At 72.4% G+C, this 13,572-nt stretch carries 18 protein-coding genes; 8 read left to right on the plus strand and 10 right to left on the minus strand.

The window, feature by feature from the left end:
- Nucleotides 1-61 precede the first annotated feature (61 nt).
- Nucleotides 62-898, plus strand: coding sequence for an EamA family transporter (locus SXIM_RS05940; protein WP_425473455.1), 837 nt, complete (start codon nucleotides 62-64; stop codon nucleotides 896-898).
- Here SXIM_RS05940 and SXIM_RS05945 read toward each other — a convergent pair whose 3' ends face one another.
- Nucleotides 899-1,486 carry a TetR/AcrR family transcriptional regulator gene (locus tag SXIM_RS05945; RefSeq protein ID WP_046723172.1) on the minus strand — a complete coding sequence of 196 codons (588 nt, stop codon included), beginning with the start codon at nucleotides 1,484-1,486 and terminating at the stop codon, nucleotides 899-901. It lies immediately after the preceding gene.
- 184 nt (nucleotides 1,487-1,670) lie between these two features.
- Here SXIM_RS05945 and SXIM_RS05950 point away from each other — a divergent pair, with 184 nt between their 5' ends.
- Nucleotides 1,671-2,507 carry an NAD-dependent epimerase/dehydratase family protein gene (locus tag SXIM_RS05950; protein WP_046723173.1) on the plus strand — a complete coding sequence of 279 codons (837 nt, stop codon included), beginning with the start codon at nucleotides 1,671-1,673 and terminating at the stop codon, nucleotides 2,505-2,507.
- Nucleotides 2,508-2,606: 99 nt separating this feature from the next.
- On the opposite strand, the gene SXIM_RS05955 is transcribed toward SXIM_RS05950, so the two are convergent.
- Nucleotides 2,607-2,807, minus strand: a complete 201-nt coding sequence (locus SXIM_RS05955) for a DUF397 domain-containing protein (RefSeq protein ID WP_246156841.1) — start codon at nucleotides 2,805-2,807, stop codon at nucleotides 2,607-2,609.
- A 10-nt stretch (nucleotides 2,808-2,817) separates the two neighbouring features.
- Entirely contained in the window at nucleotides 2,818-3,669 is an 852-nt protein-coding gene (locus SXIM_RS05960; protein ID WP_046723177.1) for a helix-turn-helix domain-containing protein, read from the minus strand.
- Between the two features lie 114 nt (nucleotides 3,670-3,783).
- On the opposite strand from SXIM_RS05960, the gene SXIM_RS05965 reads away from it, so the two are divergent.
- Entirely contained in the window at nucleotides 3,784-4,131 is a 348-nt protein-coding gene (locus tag SXIM_RS05965; protein WP_046723179.1) for a hypothetical protein, read from the plus strand.
- On the opposite strand, the gene SXIM_RS05970 is transcribed toward SXIM_RS05965, so the two are convergent.
- Nucleotides 4,077-4,784 (minus strand): CDP-alcohol phosphatidyltransferase family protein, encoded by a 708-nt coding sequence (locus SXIM_RS05970; protein WP_246156842.1) that lies wholly within the window; start codon nucleotides 4,782-4,784, stop codon nucleotides 4,077-4,079. The two genes, SXIM_RS05965 and SXIM_RS05970, sit on opposite strands and share 55 nt — an antisense overlap.
- A gap of 118 nt (nucleotides 4,785-4,902) precedes the next feature.
- On the opposite strand from SXIM_RS05970, the gene SXIM_RS05975 reads away from it, so the two are divergent.
- Nucleotides 4,903-5,904, plus strand: a complete 1,002-nt coding sequence (locus SXIM_RS05975) for an SCO2278 family lipoprotein (protein ID WP_030726556.1) — start codon at nucleotides 4,903-4,905, stop codon at nucleotides 5,902-5,904.
- Between the two features lie 87 nt (nucleotides 5,905-5,991).
- Here SXIM_RS05975 and SXIM_RS05980 read toward each other — a convergent pair whose 3' ends face one another.
- Nucleotides 5,992-6,702: a bifunctional DNA primase/polymerase gene (locus tag SXIM_RS05980; protein WP_030726553.1), complete on the minus strand. Its 711-nt coding sequence runs from the start codon at nucleotides 6,700-6,702 to the stop codon at nucleotides 5,992-5,994.
- A gap of 104 nt (nucleotides 6,703-6,806) precedes the next feature.
- Nucleotides 6,807-7,454: a TetR/AcrR family transcriptional regulator gene (locus tag SXIM_RS05985; protein WP_030726550.1), complete on the minus strand. Its 648-nt coding sequence runs from the start codon at nucleotides 7,452-7,454 to the stop codon at nucleotides 6,807-6,809.
- 112 nt (nucleotides 7,455-7,566) lie between these two features.
- Here SXIM_RS05985 and SXIM_RS27275 point away from each other — a divergent pair, with 112 nt between their 5' ends.
- Entirely contained in the window at nucleotides 7,567-7,740 is a 174-nt protein-coding gene (locus SXIM_RS27275; protein WP_168222753.1) for a DUF6243 family protein, read from the plus strand.
- Between the two features lie 50 nt (nucleotides 7,741-7,790).
- Here the strand turns inward: SXIM_RS27275 and SXIM_RS05990 are convergent, their stop codons facing one another.
- Complete coding sequence (locus SXIM_RS05990) at nucleotides 7,791-8,231, minus strand: Lrp/AsnC family transcriptional regulator (RefSeq protein ID WP_046723180.1); 441 nt, start codon at nucleotides 8,229-8,231, stop codon at nucleotides 7,791-7,793.
- Nucleotides 8,232-8,311: 80 nt separating this feature from the next.
- On the opposite strand from SXIM_RS05990, the gene SXIM_RS05995 reads away from it, so the two are divergent.
- A complete protein-coding gene (locus tag SXIM_RS05995) occupies nucleotides 8,312-9,088 on the plus strand; it encodes an AzlC family ABC transporter permease (RefSeq protein ID WP_046725463.1) in 777 nt (258 codons plus the stop codon).
- A complete protein-coding gene (locus tag SXIM_RS06000; protein ID WP_030726541.1) occupies nucleotides 9,081-9,407 on the plus strand; it encodes an AzlD domain-containing protein in 327 nt (108 codons plus the stop codon). The genes SXIM_RS05995 and SXIM_RS06000 overlap by 8 nt, the downstream gene beginning before the upstream one ends.
- Here SXIM_RS06000 and SXIM_RS06005 read toward each other — a convergent pair.
- Nucleotides 9,394-10,482 (minus strand): small ribosomal subunit Rsm22 family protein, encoded by a 1,089-nt coding sequence (locus SXIM_RS06005; RefSeq protein WP_046725464.1) that lies wholly within the window; start codon nucleotides 10,480-10,482, stop codon nucleotides 9,394-9,396. The genes SXIM_RS06000 and SXIM_RS06005 overlap by 14 nt on opposite strands.
- A 66-nt stretch (nucleotides 10,483-10,548) precedes the next feature.
- Here SXIM_RS06005 and SXIM_RS06010 point away from each other — a divergent pair, with 66 nt between their 5' ends.
- Nucleotides 10,549-10,977, plus strand: coding sequence for a VOC family protein (locus SXIM_RS06010; protein WP_046723181.1), 429 nt, complete (start codon nucleotides 10,549-10,551; stop codon nucleotides 10,975-10,977).
- A 198-nt stretch (nucleotides 10,978-11,175) separates the two neighbouring features.
- On the opposite strand, the gene SXIM_RS06015 is transcribed toward SXIM_RS06010, so the two are convergent.
- Together SXIM_RS06015 and SXIM_RS06020 are read right to left on the minus strand one after the other, a co-directional pair.
- Nucleotides 11,176-11,922, minus strand: a complete 747-nt coding sequence (locus tag SXIM_RS06015; RefSeq protein WP_046723182.1) for an SAM-dependent methyltransferase — start codon at nucleotides 11,920-11,922, stop codon at nucleotides 11,176-11,178.
- Nucleotides 11,923-12,174: 252 nt separating this feature from the next.
- Nucleotides 12,175-13,512, minus strand: coding sequence for a multidrug effflux MFS transporter (locus SXIM_RS06020; RefSeq protein ID WP_030726528.1), 1,338 nt, complete (start codon nucleotides 13,510-13,512; stop codon nucleotides 12,175-12,177).
- Nucleotides 13,513-13,572 lie beyond the last annotated feature (60 nt).

The raw sequence follows: 13,572 nt of genomic DNA on the forward strand, positions 1-13,572 counted from the left end.
GCGTATAGATGCGCCGCACGGTGCATTTTGTCCGCGCCCGGCCGCGGCGGAGGGTCGGGGCATGAGAGCCGGAGAACGCGCGTCGGGGATATCGCTGATGGTGGGCAGTGGCCTGGCCAACCAGGCCGGGGCCTCGATCGGCGCACTCGCCTTCCCCGTCCTGGGCCCGGTGGGCGTGGTGGCCGTACGGCAGTGGGTGGCCGCCGCCGTCCTGCTGGGCGTGGGGCGCCCCCGGCTGCGGGCCTTCAGCGCCGGGCAGTGGCGTCTGGTGCTGGCGCTCGCGCTTGTCTACGGGGCCATGAACCTGACCCTGTACGCGGCGATCGACCGGATCGGGCTCGGCCTCGCGGTCACCCTGGAGTTCCTCGGGCCGCTGGCCGTGGCCCTGGCCACCGCCGGGCGGCGCACCGGTGTCCTGTCGGCGCTGGCCGCCACGGCGGCCGTGATGGTCCTGGTCCGGCCGCAGCCGAGCACCGACTACGCGGGCATCGCCCTGGGGCTGACGGCCGCCGCGTGCTGGGCCTGCTACATCCTGCTGAACCGCGCCATCGGCCGACGGCTGCCGGGTCTGGAGGGCTCGGCAGCGGCGGCGGGCGTCTCCGGGCTGCTGTATCTGCCGGTCGGCGCGGTCGTCCTGTGGCTCTGCGGCCCCACCCCGCTCGCCCTGCTGTGCGCGCTGGCGGCGGGCGTCCTGTCCTCGGTCGTCCCGCTCCTGGCGGACCTGCTGGCGCTGCGCCGGGTCCCCGCCCACCTCTTCAGCGTCTTCATGAGCGTGAACCCGGTGTTCGCCGCGCTGATCGGGCTGCTGGTCCTGGACCAGCACCTCGACCCGTGGTCGTGGGCGGCCATCACGGTGATCGCCGCGGCCAACACGGTGACGGCGGGCGCGGACCGCTGATCAGCCCCGGTGTCCGCGCAGGACCCCGGCGGTGAACTCCGCCAGCTGGGCCCGCAGGTCGGCGCGGGAGACGCCCTGCCGCCCGACGAGGTCCTCCACGAGGTCGGCCCGGACGGCGGCGAGGAGGGCGTGCGCGGCGAAGCCGCCGTCGCCCCACTCCGGGATCCGTTCCAGTTCGGCGCGCAGCAGGGCGTGCCAGCGGTCGTAGTGGGCCATCTCGTACGGGCTGCCGCTGCCGGACTCCTCCAGGGCCAGGGCGAGATGGCGGTTGTCGATCTTGAAGCACAGGACGGCGTCGAGCACGGCGGGCACCCGTTCGAGCGCGGGCGCGCCCGGTCCGAGTGGGGGCGGTCCGGTCTCGACGGCCTCGCGGAGCGGCGTGAACCGGATCTCGTACAGTGCGCGGATGAGTCCGGTGCGGTCGCCGAAGGCCCGGAAGAGGGTGCCCTTGCCGACGCCCGCCGCCGCGGCGATGTCGGCCATGGTGAGGTCGGCCGGGCTGTCGCAGTCGGCGAACAGCGTGTCGGCGGCCTCCAGTACGGCCGCCCGGTTGCGGAGGGCGTCCTTGCGCGGCTTGCGTTCGGTCATGGTGGGCCGTTCCTCCTGTTGCAATCCGGACCGCCGGTCCGTATCGTCCAACGTAACGGACCCTGGGTCCGCATCGTACGCGTTGGAGGAAACCCATGCCCATGGCCGCCGCAGCGAGGAACCCCGACCGCGCGAGGACACACCTGCCACCGGACCGCACGACCACCGAAGCCGGAGGCACCCGATGACCTCCATCCTCGTGACCGGCGCGACCGGCACCACCGGCAGCCGCACCGCCGCCCAACTGCGGGCCGCAGGCCACCCGGTCCGGGCTGCCACCCGCAACGGCGACCCGCGCTTCGACTGGTACGACCCCGCCACCCACGACGCCGCCCTCGCCGGGGTCGACCGTGTCTACCTCGTCCCGCCCCCGGGCGAGACCGACCCCGCCCGGATCATGCTGCCGTTCCTGGACCGGGCACGCGCCGCCGGCGTCCGGCGGGCGGTGCTCCTCAGCTCATCGGCCATCCCCCTGGGCGGCCCGGCGGTGGGCGAGGTGCACGCGGCCCTGCCCGGCCTGTTCGCGGAATGGGCGGTGCTGCGCCCCTCCTGGTTCATGCAGAACTTCCTGCGCGACCACGCCCACGCGCGGAGCATCCGGGCCACCGGAACCCTGGCGTCCGCGACCGGCACCGGCCGGGTCGCCTTCATCGACGCGGACGACATCGCGGCCGTCGCCGCCCACGCCCTGACCACCGCCGAGGCGCCCAACACGGACCTGATCCTGACCGGCCCGCAGGCGCTGGCCTTCGACGACATCGCCGCCACCCTCACCGAGGTCACCGGCCGCCCGGTCACCCACCAGCACCTGAGCCACGACCAGTTGAGCGAGCACCTGGCGGCCGGAATGCCGGCGGAGTTCGCGGCGCTGCTGGCGTCCCTGGACCTCGCCATCGCGGAAGGCGCGGAGGACCGCACCACCCCCACGGTCCACCACCTGACCGGCCGCCCCCCGACGGACTTCCGCACGGTGGCCGTGCGGGAACTGGGACGTTCGGGCGGCGTGAACGACCGCTCATAACAGAGGTGGTGGAGGTGATCGGGACCAAGTGGCCCGACGCCCCGGGCCGCTACCTTCCGATGGCAACTCGTCAGCGGTGAGCGGCAGTCGCTGACCGGCTCAGCGCGGCAGCCGGCCCGCCTTGATCGCCAGGAGCAAGGCGCTCAGCGCGGGCGGCTTCGCTCTCAGGACCATGCCGGGGTCGTCACTCTCGCGCAGGCGAAGCCTGCCGTCAGCCGGCGGGGTGCCTATCTCCAGGCATTCATTGCCGACACCATTGCCGGAGAAGCTCGACTTCTGCCAACTCGTTCCCTTGGGCACAGTGACATCCTCACAGTTCTCGCTCGATCCGAAGGATGCGGTCCCGTGACTCAACCACATCCAGTGTGTCCCTCTTCAGTTTGCCGAAGAGGGTTCGGTAGCGCGCGAGCTGCGAGAGGGCATCGAGGAAGACGACGCCGTGGGGCGCGTCCAGTTGGACCGTATCGAGTTGCGGCACCGCTCCGCCCGCGTAGTACATCGTGGCACCCGCACCGGCGAACGCGTCCGCTTCGAAGGGAATGACACGAATCTCCACGAGGCCCGACTCGGAGAACTCACAGAGATGCCGCAACTGCTGCCGGGCGACAGCCACTCCACCGACCCTGATCCGGAGGGCCGCCTCGTGGATGATCGCCACCACCTCGGGCACGGTTGAGCGTTCGAAGACCACTTGCCGGTGCATCCGATGTGCTACAAGGGCGTCCAGTGCGTCCGGCTCCAGCTCAGGGACGGCATAGGCGAAGCTGGCACGGGCATGGGCCTCGGTCTGCAACAGCCCAGGGATGTGGGAGATCTGCACGAGGTGCAGATGGACGGCCCGGTGCTCCAGCTCGGCCAGATCCAGCGACACCGGTGGCAGAACGTCGCGATAGGCATCCCACCAGCCCTTACCGTTCTCCCCCGCCATGGCGACCAGAGCATCGATCAACGCCCGGTCCTGGCAGGCGTACAGCGCCGCCATCCGCCGCAGGCGTTCCTCGCTGACCCCGGACCGCCCGGCTTCCGTATGGCTCATCTGGATCGGGTTGGTGCCCAGCAGTTCAGCCGCGTACTTGGCTGAGAACCCAGCGGTCTCCCGCAACTTGCGAAGCTCCGCGCCCAGACGCTGCTGCCGGGCTGTTGGCTGACCCCTCGGTGGCATCCGCCCGCTCCCTCACTTGGTTGAATCCACCCTCATTAACACAACCTTGCGCCGTCGCATCATTATGCCCTACCGTCTGTGTTGTTCAGATCACACTCCGACAGGCGGGAGTACATGATGACGCACGACGGCGTCGAGTTGGGCGACGATCCTTACGACGAGAAGCTGCATGCCTACGTCCGGAGCTGCGCTCCACGGCCCTACGCGCTGGTCGAGGAGTCCTTCGGCGAGGACGACAGGGCCCGGGTCAGCGTGGTGGGGTGGGGGCTCGCGTTTCCCACCGGGCCCACGGAAGTGGTGCGGGAGGGAGAGCCGATGCGCGTGTACTGCGCGTCGCCCGAATCGGCCGCCGACCATCTGGCGTTCGTACGGCGGCAGTCCGTCTTTCTCGTGTGGCCCGACGCCGCTCAGCGGAGCTCGCAGAACCACTTCGTCAGGAACGCGGCGCAGAACAGGACGTAGGCGGCACACAGCGCCAGGTAGCCCAGCCGGAAGGCGGTTTGGCTGCCCAGGAGCAGGAACAGGGCGCACAGGACGCCGTAGTCCACCGGAAGGAGCGCCACCGCCCTGACGCGGGAAGGGGGTGGGGGCGCCAGGGCTCCGGGCGCGGGCTTCGGGGCCGGCTTGAGTTTCTCCCGCAGCAGGCCGCCGAAGAAGATGACCACGGCTGCCAGTTGGAACAGCAGCGGGAGGAGGAGCCAGCCGTCGTGCGGCAGGTCGAAGTGGCGGTAGAAGGTGATCAGGACGACGGCGTGCAGGGCGGTGATCTTCGCCGCGTCGACCACATGGTCCAGCCACTCCCCCACCGCGCTGGACTCGCGGCGCAGCCGCGCCAGTTGGCCGTCCGCCGAGTCCAGGGCGAAACCGAGGACCAGCCCGGCGTACACCCCCGCCGCGAGGGCCCATGACGGCGGGAGCAGGGCGACCGCCGCCAGGGCGGCGTAGCTCACCAGCGCCGACAGCAGCGTGACCCGGTTGGGGGTGAGGCCCGCGCGGAAGGCAGCCGCCGCCAGGACGCGGCCCAGCGGGCGGTTGATGTGGCGGGAGTAGAGCGAGACGCCCTTGGAGGTCTTCTGTGCGGTGCGCAGTTCCCGTAACGCCGCCGTGAAAGTCATGGTCCCCACCATGGTTCGCATCCTCCCATGCGAGGGCCGTCGGCGGGCACGGTTACGATGCCTGGGCCCGTGGCCACAGGGCCGGGGCTGAGCAAGAGGGTATGGGGAGGGCTTCACGATGCGGGTGCGAGCGCGGGTGGCCAGGACCGCCGTGGGCGTGGTCATGGCTGTGGCCACGGCGGCGTCCGTGTCGGGGTGCGTCACGGTGCACGGGGAGACCGCCATCGTGCCGGCGGCCTCCGAGGAGGAGGCGGAGGCGGCGCTCGACCGCTTCGTCGAGGTGAGCAACGAGTCCAATGCCGCGTACGACGCCGAGTTGAACGAGACGATCGAGAACGGCCCGCTGGGCGAGATCGATCACGCGGGCCTGGTGGCGCGCGGCGAGGTGACCCCGGGCGGCAACCCGGACTTCGAGCCGCTGGAGCTGACGGACGCGACGTTCCACATACCGCAGCAGGCGGGCTGGCCGAAGTTCTTTGTGGCCGACACCGCCACCAACCGCAGCGGGGACAACCGCTGGCTGCTGGTGTTCACCCGCAACGGGATGGACGAGGAGTGGCTCGCGTCCTATCTGAGCGTGCTGGAGCCGTCCGCGGTGCCCGAGTTCGCGGTCGACGACGACGGCTACGCCGAGGACATCCCGATCCCGGCGGACGCCGAGCAGGCGGCCGGGGACGACGCGGGGCTCGTCCTGCCGCCGGCGCTGCTGGGCCCGGCGTACAACGACTTCCTCGGGTCGAAGGCCGGGCCGTTCGCCGACGGTCCGTACACCACCGAGGCCGTCGAGCGGCGCGAGGAGTCCAACAGCAACCCGGCCTATGCCATGCAGTACCAGGACTCGGTGCCCACCGAGCCGGGTTTCGCCCCGGTGGCGCTGCGTGACACGGACGGCGGCGCGCTGGTGTTCTTCGCGACCCGGCACCACGAGAAGCAGACCATGGCGGAGGGCGAGACCCCGGTGGTCGATCCGCTGGTGGAGGCGCTCATGGAGGGCAGCGCAGAGACCTCGGTGACGCTGGTACGGATGGCCATGCACGCCGCTCTCGTCCCGGCTTCCGGTGCGGGCGATGTGGCGGTGCCGAGCCGGATCACCGGGGTGACGTCGGCCATCGGCGAATGACGACGGTGCGCCGGCGGGCCGGTTCACCCCGGTGGCGTCGGCCATCGGTGGCCGGCCGCGGCGCGGTGCGCGCCGCCGGTCAGGTGGTCAGCCGGTGAGCCAGTCGGCCGGGATCTCCTTCTCGGCCTCCCTGGCCAGTTCGGCGGCGCAGGCGTCCGTCAGTGCTTCGAGCAGGGTGAGCGGTTCGGGCAGCGGCAGGTGCGGTTCGCGCAGCCAGCGGACGCCGCCGCCCGCCACCTGGGACGGGGGCACCAGCACGTAGCTGCCGCGGCAGTGCCAGCGCAGGCCGGGGTGCTCGTCCATGGTTTCGGGGAGGCAGTCCAGCGCGCAGGGCCACCACTCGTCCTCGTCGTCCGGGGTGCCGCGGGTGGCGGTGAAGAAGAGCATCCGGTCGGGGTCGGCGATGGCGACCGGGCCGGTGTCGGTGCCCTCGGAGGCGAGACGTTTCAGCGCGGCGTGACCCGCCTCGGCCGGGACGTCCAGGACGTCGTGGGTGACGCCGGTGGCCGTAATGAAATTCGCCTCCTGGTCGGCGCGGAGCCAGGCCAGGAGGCGTTCGGGGTCGGTGGTCGCCTGGGTCTGCCAGGCGAGGGATACCGGGTGGCGTCCGGGGGTGGGGCACCCGATCCGCTCGCAGGAGCAGCCATAGCCCTGGGGGTGGGCGGCGGGAGCCAGCGGGAAGCCGGCTCCGGCGGCGGCGAGCAGCAGTTCCTCACGGGCCTGGGCGGCGGCGGCCGAATCGGCGGCGGCGCGGGCGCCCCTGCGCATCCAGCGGGGAAGTTTGCGCTCTTTTTCCATGGGCTGAGGTCGCCTCACTTCCGTCCCGCTCGTCCTGCGTGCTCCGTGACATTACCGGATCGGACATCACCACGGGGGCGGATGGGGGCGGGGTGCGGCGAGGGTCACTCCCGGGGGGCGCGGGTGAGCAGTCCGCGCAGCGCGTGATCGACGAGGGCGTCGGTGAACTCGTACGTGAGCGGGGCGCTGCGGGTGAGCCAGCGCTGGGAGAACGGGGACAGGATCAGCTCGGTGGCGATCCGCAGATCCGTGCGGGGGTCGATCTCACCGGCCTGCTGGGCGGTGCGGAGGCGGTCCATGTAGACCTGGACGCCGCGTTCGGAGAGCCGGGTGACGAAGGAGTGGGCCAGCTCGGGGTCGCCGGCGGAGGCGATGGCCAGAGCGCGGTAGGGGGCTTCGAAAGCGGGGTCGTTGAACTCGTCGACGGTGGCGCGCAGCACGCCCTTGAGGTCGGCGACGAGGTCGCCGGAGTCGGGGAACTCGGCGTCGTAGTCCGGATGTTCGACGGTGGCGGTGAAGGCGTCGAGGAGGACGGCCGCCTTGGAGGGCCACCAGCGGTAGATGGTCTGCTTGCCGACCCCGGCCTGGGCGGCGATGGCCTCGATGGTGAGTTTCTCGTAGCCGACCTTGCCGACGAGGTCCAGGCTGGCGTCGAAGATCGCCTGCCGGGAGCGGGGGTTGCGGCGCGCGGGGTCGGGGGCGGAGGGGCCCCGGGTGGCGCGGGGCGTGTCGTGCGGAGAGGTCGTTCCCATGAGGGCAGTGTAATGAGAAAAGGCGTTTGACAAGACGATACGTCTCGTTCAGCCTTGGTGGTGACGGATCCACTCCGCAACGACGGAGCGACGGAAGGAAGGAGGACCGGCCATGAGCAAGGGACGCAGTGGCGCCATGATGGGCGTCGGCGGGCCGCGCACCCACCTGTCACGCAAGCAGTTGCGCGGCGGCAGGGGCGGCGCCGGAGCGGGCGGCGCCGGCCAGGACGCGGCGGCGCAGAAGCGGGAGCTGCTGAGGAGACTGCGCGAGCGGCGCGATGCGTAGCCCCGGGGAAACGGGCGGCGGTGCCGGGGCGCCGCCGCCCGTTCGCGGGTCTACGGGGCGGGCTTGAGGTTCTTCATCGTGAAGTGCGAGGTGACGTTCCTGACCCCGGGGATTGTCATGACCCGTCCGCTCAGGAACGCCTCGTAGGCGACGAGATCGGCCACCGCCACCCGCGCGAAGTAGTCGGGGCTGCCGAACAGCCGGCGCAGCTCGATGACCTCCTCGGCCTCGGTGAGGGTGCGCTCGAAGTGCTCCACGATCCCGGACGCCTGACTGTCCAGGGTCAGGTCGAGCAGCACCTCGAAGGACCGGCCCAGCGCCGCCGGGTCGACCACGGCCCGGTAACCCCGGATCACTCCGTCCGCCTCCAGACGCTGCACCCGCCGCAGGCACGGGCCGGTGGTCAGGCCGATCCGCTGGGCCAGCTGGACGTTGGTCAGCCGCCCGTCCCGTTCCAGCTCGGCAATGATTGCGCGATCCGTGGCATCCATGGCCCATACATTGCACGATGTAGCTTCCTTTGGGCAATGTTCGCCACCATATGGCGCGCTTTCTGCGCGACCATGGAGACGTGCGAGAGAACACCCCGGGCCCGGCCACGGCGCCCGGCCCCACCGCCCCCACCGCTCCCCCTCCCCCGGCCCCCTGCGCTCCCCCGCCCGGCCTCCGCCGGGAACGGATCACCGCCGGCGTACGCGACTCCTTCTCCGCCGGGCTCGGGATCTTCCCGCTGGGCATCGCGCTCGGCCTGCTCGTCGTCCAGGCCGGTCTGCCCTGGTGGCTGACGCCCGCCCTGTCCGTGGCCGCCTTCGCGGGCTCCCTGGAACTGCTGCTGGTCGGCATGGTCGCGGCCGTCACCCCGCTGGCCGCCGTGGCGCTGACCACGCTGGTGGTCAACTTCCGGCACGTCTTCTACGCCTTCTCGTTCCCCCTGCACCTCGTGCGGAACCGGTACGCCAGGGCCTACGCCGTGTACGCGATGATCGACGAGGCGTACGCCGTCACCGCAACCCAGTCCGCGGCCGAACGTTCGGCGCCCCGGCTGCTGGCGATGCAACTCGCCTGCCAGCTCTACTGGGTCGGCGGCGGCCTGCTCGGCGTCGCGCTCGGCGCGGCACTGCCCGCCCCCGTCGAGGGCCTGGAGTTCGCGCTGTGCGCGCTGTTCACCGTGCTCACCCTCGACGCCTTCCGCTCCCGCCGGGAGATCCCCTCGGTGCTGCTCGCCGCGGCCGGGGTGACGGCGGCGCTGCTGCTGACCCCGGACGTCGCCCTGTTCACCGCGCTGCTGCTGTTCGTCGGGCTGCTGCTCGCCCGCCACGCCCTGGCAGGGAGGCGCGCCGATGCCTAGTACGCCCTATCTGCTCGCCGTGCTCGCGATCGTCTTCGGCATCACGCTGGCGCTGCGCGCCGTGCCGTTCGCCGTGCTGCGCACCCTGCGCGGCTCGGCCGTCGTCCAGCGGCTCGCGCTGTGGATGCCGGTCGGGATCCTGGGGATCCTCGCCGTCACCTCGCTGCGCTCCACCCTGACCGCCGCCCCCGGCACCCTGCCGTACGCGCTGCTCGCCGTCGCGGTCACGGCCGCCGTTCATCTGGCGTTCGGGCGCCGCACGATCCTGAGCGTGGGCATAGGCACCGCCGTCTTCGTGGTGCTCGTCAACGCGGTGTGACGTCCGTGCCCTCCGGCGGCGGCCACGCCGCGCCCCAGGGGGTGTCGCGGGCGGTGCGGTAGGTGTCACCGTGCCGCTTGGTGACGGTGGTGCGGGTGAGGGCACCCTCCGGGGTGCACAGGTCCAGGAGCACCTGGCCCTTGCGCAGTTGCGGCTTGCGCACGACCCGGGCGACGGGGCGCGGCGCGTTGTCCGGCGCGGCGGCGGGGGCTGCGGTGGCCGCGACGTAGGCGAACTTCTCGTCCTCGTACGGCAGTACGCCGCCCTTCACCTGGCGGTGCAGGGCCGAGCGCGCGACCCGGGCGGCGAAGTGGCACCAGTCGGAGCCGGGTTCGATCGGGCAGCGGTCGCTGTGCGGGCAGGGAGCCAGGACGCGCAGCCCGGCGGCGACCAGCCGGTCCCGGGCATCTCTGATCCGCAGATAGCCCTCCGGGGTGCCCGGCTCGATCAGCACCACCGTGGAACCGGCCCGGGCCGCCGCGTCGGTCAGGCTGTCGCGGTCGGCCCCGGTCAGCTCTCCGAGCACGTACGAGACGGTGATCAGGTCGGCCGCGGGCAGTTCGGGCTCGGCACCGATCCGCTGCTGCCGCCACCGCGCGGAGCGGACTGCGGGCTGGGCGGCGCCGGCGGCCAGTTCACGGCCCAGGTCCAGGGCGGGTCCTGCCCAGTCGATGACCTCGGCACCGCGCGACATGGGCCACACCTCGGCGGCGGCCCACAGCGCGGCGCCCGTCCCCCCACCGACGTCCACATGGCTGCCGGGCGCCCAGCCGGCGGGCATCCGCGCCGCGCACGCCTCCAGCGCCGCGGTGACCGCCTCGAAGGTGGCGGGCATCCGGTAGGCGGCGTAGGCGATGGCGTCGGCCCGGTCGCGCAGCACCGGCGCGTGGGTCTGGGTACGGCCCCGGTAGCTGGTGATCAGCCGCTCCACGGCGGCGGCCGTCCGCTTGGGCGGCAGCCCGTCGAGCAGCCGGTCCAGCGCGCCGCGCAGCTCATCGGCCGCGGCGGGCGCGGGGGCGGCGAGAGGCGCGGGGGACGCGGCGGTGCCGGCGACGGGGGGCGTGCTGCTGTTCACCGGCCCATCGTAGGCGTCCGCCGGGGTGGATGGCCGGGGCGTCCCGACGGCGGGCATCATCACCGGATGGCACATCTGGGACTCACGGCGCTGCTGGTGCACGACTACGACGAGGCCATCGCGTTCTACCGGGACGCGCTCGGCTTCGCGCTGGTGGAGGACACCGCGCTGGGCGGCGGCAAGCGGTGGGTGGTGGTGGCCCCGCCGGGGGCGCGGGAGTCGGGGCTCCTGCTGGCCCGAGCGGTGGGCGCCGGGCAGGAGGCCCGGGTGGGGGACCAGACGGGCGGGCGGGTCGGCTGGTTCCTCAACACCGAGGACTTCGCCCGCGACCACGCGCGGATGCGGGCGGCCGGGGTGGTCTTCGAGGAGCCGCCGCGCCACGAGCCGTACGGCACGGTCGCCGTCTTCCGCGACCTGTACGGGAACCGCTGGGATCTGATCCAGCTGGACGGGTCCCGGGAACGGGACGCGGAAGGCGCGGAGGGGGCTGGCTGAACCCCGGGCCGCTCCCGTCCGTCCCCGCTCCCGTCCGTCCCGGCGATCGGGTCGCGGCCGCGCGGACGGAGCGGGTGCCCGGTGGGACCGGGGTGCCGCGACGCCCGGAGGGACGCCCGCGCCCCGGCCCACACAGGGTCGCGCGGGCCGGGGCGGCACACCGCCCCGGCCCGCGTCGACCGCACCCTCAGCGAGCCATCAGCGCGCCATCAGGGCGAAGACCCCCCAGCCGAGGTACTCCCGCTGGTACCGCGTGTAGCGGACGGGTTCGGTGGTGAGTTCGGCCCGTACTTCGGCGGCCAGCTCGTCGTCGGGGTGCGCGTCGAGCCAGCGGCGGAGGTTGAGCCACTGTGCCGCCTGGTAGCGGTCCCAGCTGTCCTGGTCGGCCAGCACCATCTCGACGACGTCGTAGCCGAGCGTGCCGAAGTGGCCGATCAGTTCCGGCAGGGCCAGGAAGTCGTCCGGGCCGCCGGCGAGGCAGGCTTCGGCCGTCTCCCGGTCCGGCACGTCCCGGCGCCAGTACGGCTCGCCGATGAGCATCAGTCCGCCGGGCCGCAGGCTGCGGCCCAGCAGTTCGACGGTGCCGGCGACGCCGTTCCCGATCCAGGTGGCCCCGACACACGCGGCGAGATCGACCGGCTCGTCCGAGACATGGCCGGTGGCGTCGCCGTGGACGAAGGTGACCCGGTCGGCCACCCCGAGCTCGGCGGCACGGGCGCGGGCCTGACCGGTGAACACCGTGCTGATGTCCACGCCGGTTCCGGTCACGCCGTGGTCCCGGGCCCAGGTGCAGAGCATCTCGCCCGATCCGCTGGCGAGGTCGAGCACGCGGGTGCCGGGCTCCAGGCGCAGCGCCTCGCCCAGGACGGCGAGCTTGCCGGGGGTGAACGGGTTGTGGAGCCGGTGGCTACTTTCGCGAAGGGTGAAGATGCGGGGAAGATCCACGAGAGGTGTCCCTTGGGTTCGATGAGGTCATGGTCCTGGGGAAGGACGGCCGGCCAAAGTCGGCCGCCGCTGCTCGGACCGTCATCGAATACACCTCATCGCGAACGCGTGGATCGTGGACCCGGCCACGGTAGACCTTCCGGGCCCGCGCCTCCACCGATTTCTCCGCGCCGGTCCTCCGGGGCCGCACGGACCGCGTACCCGGCGGCCCACTGCGGGCGGTGGTCGACGACGGCCACCGCCCGGGTGGTCTCATCGGGGAACGGCGCGGTTCCGCCTGGGCAGGCACAGGAAGACGAAGCACAGCGCGGCCAGCACCACCGAGCTGAGCTGGACGACCGCCATGGGGACGGCCGTGTCCTCACCGGCGACGCCCACCAGCGGAGAGGCGACGGCGCCGATGAAGAACTGCGAGGCGCCGAGCAGGGCCGAGGCGGAGCCGGCGGCGTGCGGGGCGCGCATCAGGCCCTCGGAGTTGGCGTTGGGCAGGACCAGGGCCATCAGGCCCATCAGGCAGAACAGGCCGATGGAGACCGCGACCAGGCCGGCTTCCCCGAAGACGCCGCCGGTCAGCAGCAGCAGCGCGACGGAGACCAGGATCAGCAGGGTGAGGCCGATGCCGATGATGCGGTTGAAGGACACCCGGCCCACCAGGATCTTGCCGTTGATCTGGCTGACCGCCACCAGCGCGATGGAGTTGACCATGAACAGCAGGCTGAAGGTCTGGGGCGAGGCGCCGTAGATCTCCTGGACGACGAACGGCGAGGCCGCCACGTACGCGAACAGGGCCGCGAAGGTGAGGGAGCCGACCAGCAGATAGCCGGTGAAGACCCGGTCCTTGAACAGTCCGCCCATGGCCCGCAGCGCGGCGCCCACGCCGCCGCCGTCGCGCTTGCCGGGCGGCAGTGTCTCGGGCAGCCAGCGGGCGACGATCAGGGTGAGGACGAGGCCGGAGGCGGCCAGGGTGAGGAAGACGCCGCGCCAGTCGGTCAGCCGCAGCAGCTGGCCGCCGAAGACGGGGGCCAGGATGGGGGCGGCGCCGGAGATCAGCATGAGGGTGGAGAAGAACCGGGCCATGGCGAGGCCGTCGAACATGTCGCGGACGACGGCGCGGGCGATGACGATGCCGGCCGCGCCGGCTACGCCCTGGACCGCCCGGCAGGCGGTGAGGATCTCCACCGTGGGGGCGACCGCGCAGGCCAGCGAGGCGGCGACGTAGCAGACCATGCCGACGAGCAGCGGGCGGCGGCGGCCCAGCTGGTCGCTCATGGGGCCGACGATCAGCTGGCCCAGGCCGAGGCCCAGGAGGCAGGCGGTGAGGGTGAGCTGGACGGTGGCGGCGCCGGTGTTCAGGTCCTCGGTGACGTCGGGGAGCGCCGGGAGGTACATGTCGATGGAGAGCGCGGGCAGCGCGGAGAGGCTGCCGAGGATGAGCGTGATCAGCAGTCCGGCCCGCTGCCGCTTGCTGAGTTCTGGTGCAGCGGAGGGAGCGGGCCGGACGTCGGGGCTCTGGGTCTGAAGGGGGGTGGCGGTGGGGACGGGGACGGAAGCGGGGGCGGCCGTGTTCGGCTGGCTGCCGGGCTGATTCATGCACCTCTCCGGTACTCGCTGAGACCGCCCAATCGTCCCATGATCCGGCCACCGTTCTAT

It is taken from the genome of Streptomyces xiamenensis (assembly GCF_000993785.3).
Classification (GTDB): domain Bacteria; phylum Actinomycetota; class Actinomycetes; order Streptomycetales; family Streptomycetaceae; genus Streptomyces; species Streptomyces xiamenensis.

Coding starts and splice junctions, on each gene's coding strand:
- SXIM_RS05950 (WP_046723173.1), top strand. CDS start 1,671: ATGACCTCCATCCTCGTGACCGGCGCGACCGGCACCACCGGCAGCCGC.
- SXIM_RS05980 (WP_030726553.1), bottom strand. CDS start 6,702: ATGGAAAAAGAGCGCAAACTTCCCCGCTGGATGCGCAGGGGCGCCCGC.
- SXIM_RS06020 (WP_030726528.1), bottom strand. CDS start 13,512: ATGAATCAGCCCGGCAGCCAGCCGAACACGGCCGCCCCCGCTTCCGTC.
- SXIM_RS05940 (WP_425473455.1), top strand. CDS start 62: ATGAGAGCCGGAGAACGCGCGTCGGGGATATCGCTGATGGTGGGCAGT.
- SXIM_RS05960 (WP_046723177.1), bottom strand. CDS start 3,669: ATGCCACCGAGGGGTCAGCCAACAGCCCGGCAGCAGCGTCTGGGCGCG.
- SXIM_RS05965 (WP_046723179.1), top strand. CDS start 3,784: ATGATGACGCACGACGGCGTCGAGTTGGGCGACGATCCTTACGACGAG.
- SXIM_RS05985 (WP_030726550.1), bottom strand. CDS start 7,454: ATGGGAACGACCTCTCCGCACGACACGCCCCGCGCCACCCGGGGCCCC.
- SXIM_RS05975 (WP_030726556.1), top strand. CDS start 4,903: ATGCGGGTGCGAGCGCGGGTGGCCAGGACCGCCGTGGGCGTGGTCATG.
- SXIM_RS06000 (WP_030726541.1), top strand. CDS start 9,081: ATGCCTAGTACGCCCTATCTGCTCGCCGTGCTCGCGATCGTCTTCGGC.
- SXIM_RS27275 (WP_168222753.1), top strand. CDS start 7,567: ATGAGCAAGGGACGCAGTGGCGCCATGATGGGCGTCGGCGGGCCGCGC.
- SXIM_RS05970 (WP_246156842.1), bottom strand. CDS start 4,784: ATGACTTTCACGGCGGCGTTACGGGAACTGCGCACCGCACAGAAGACC.
- SXIM_RS06010 (WP_046723181.1), top strand. CDS start 10,549: ATGGCACATCTGGGACTCACGGCGCTGCTGGTGCACGACTACGACGAG.
- SXIM_RS05990 (WP_046723180.1), bottom strand. CDS start 8,231: ATGGATGCCACGGATCGCGCAATCATTGCCGAGCTGGAACGGGACGGG.
- SXIM_RS05945 (WP_046723172.1), bottom strand. CDS start 1,486: ATGACCGAACGCAAGCCGCGCAAGGACGCCCTCCGCAACCGGGCGGCC.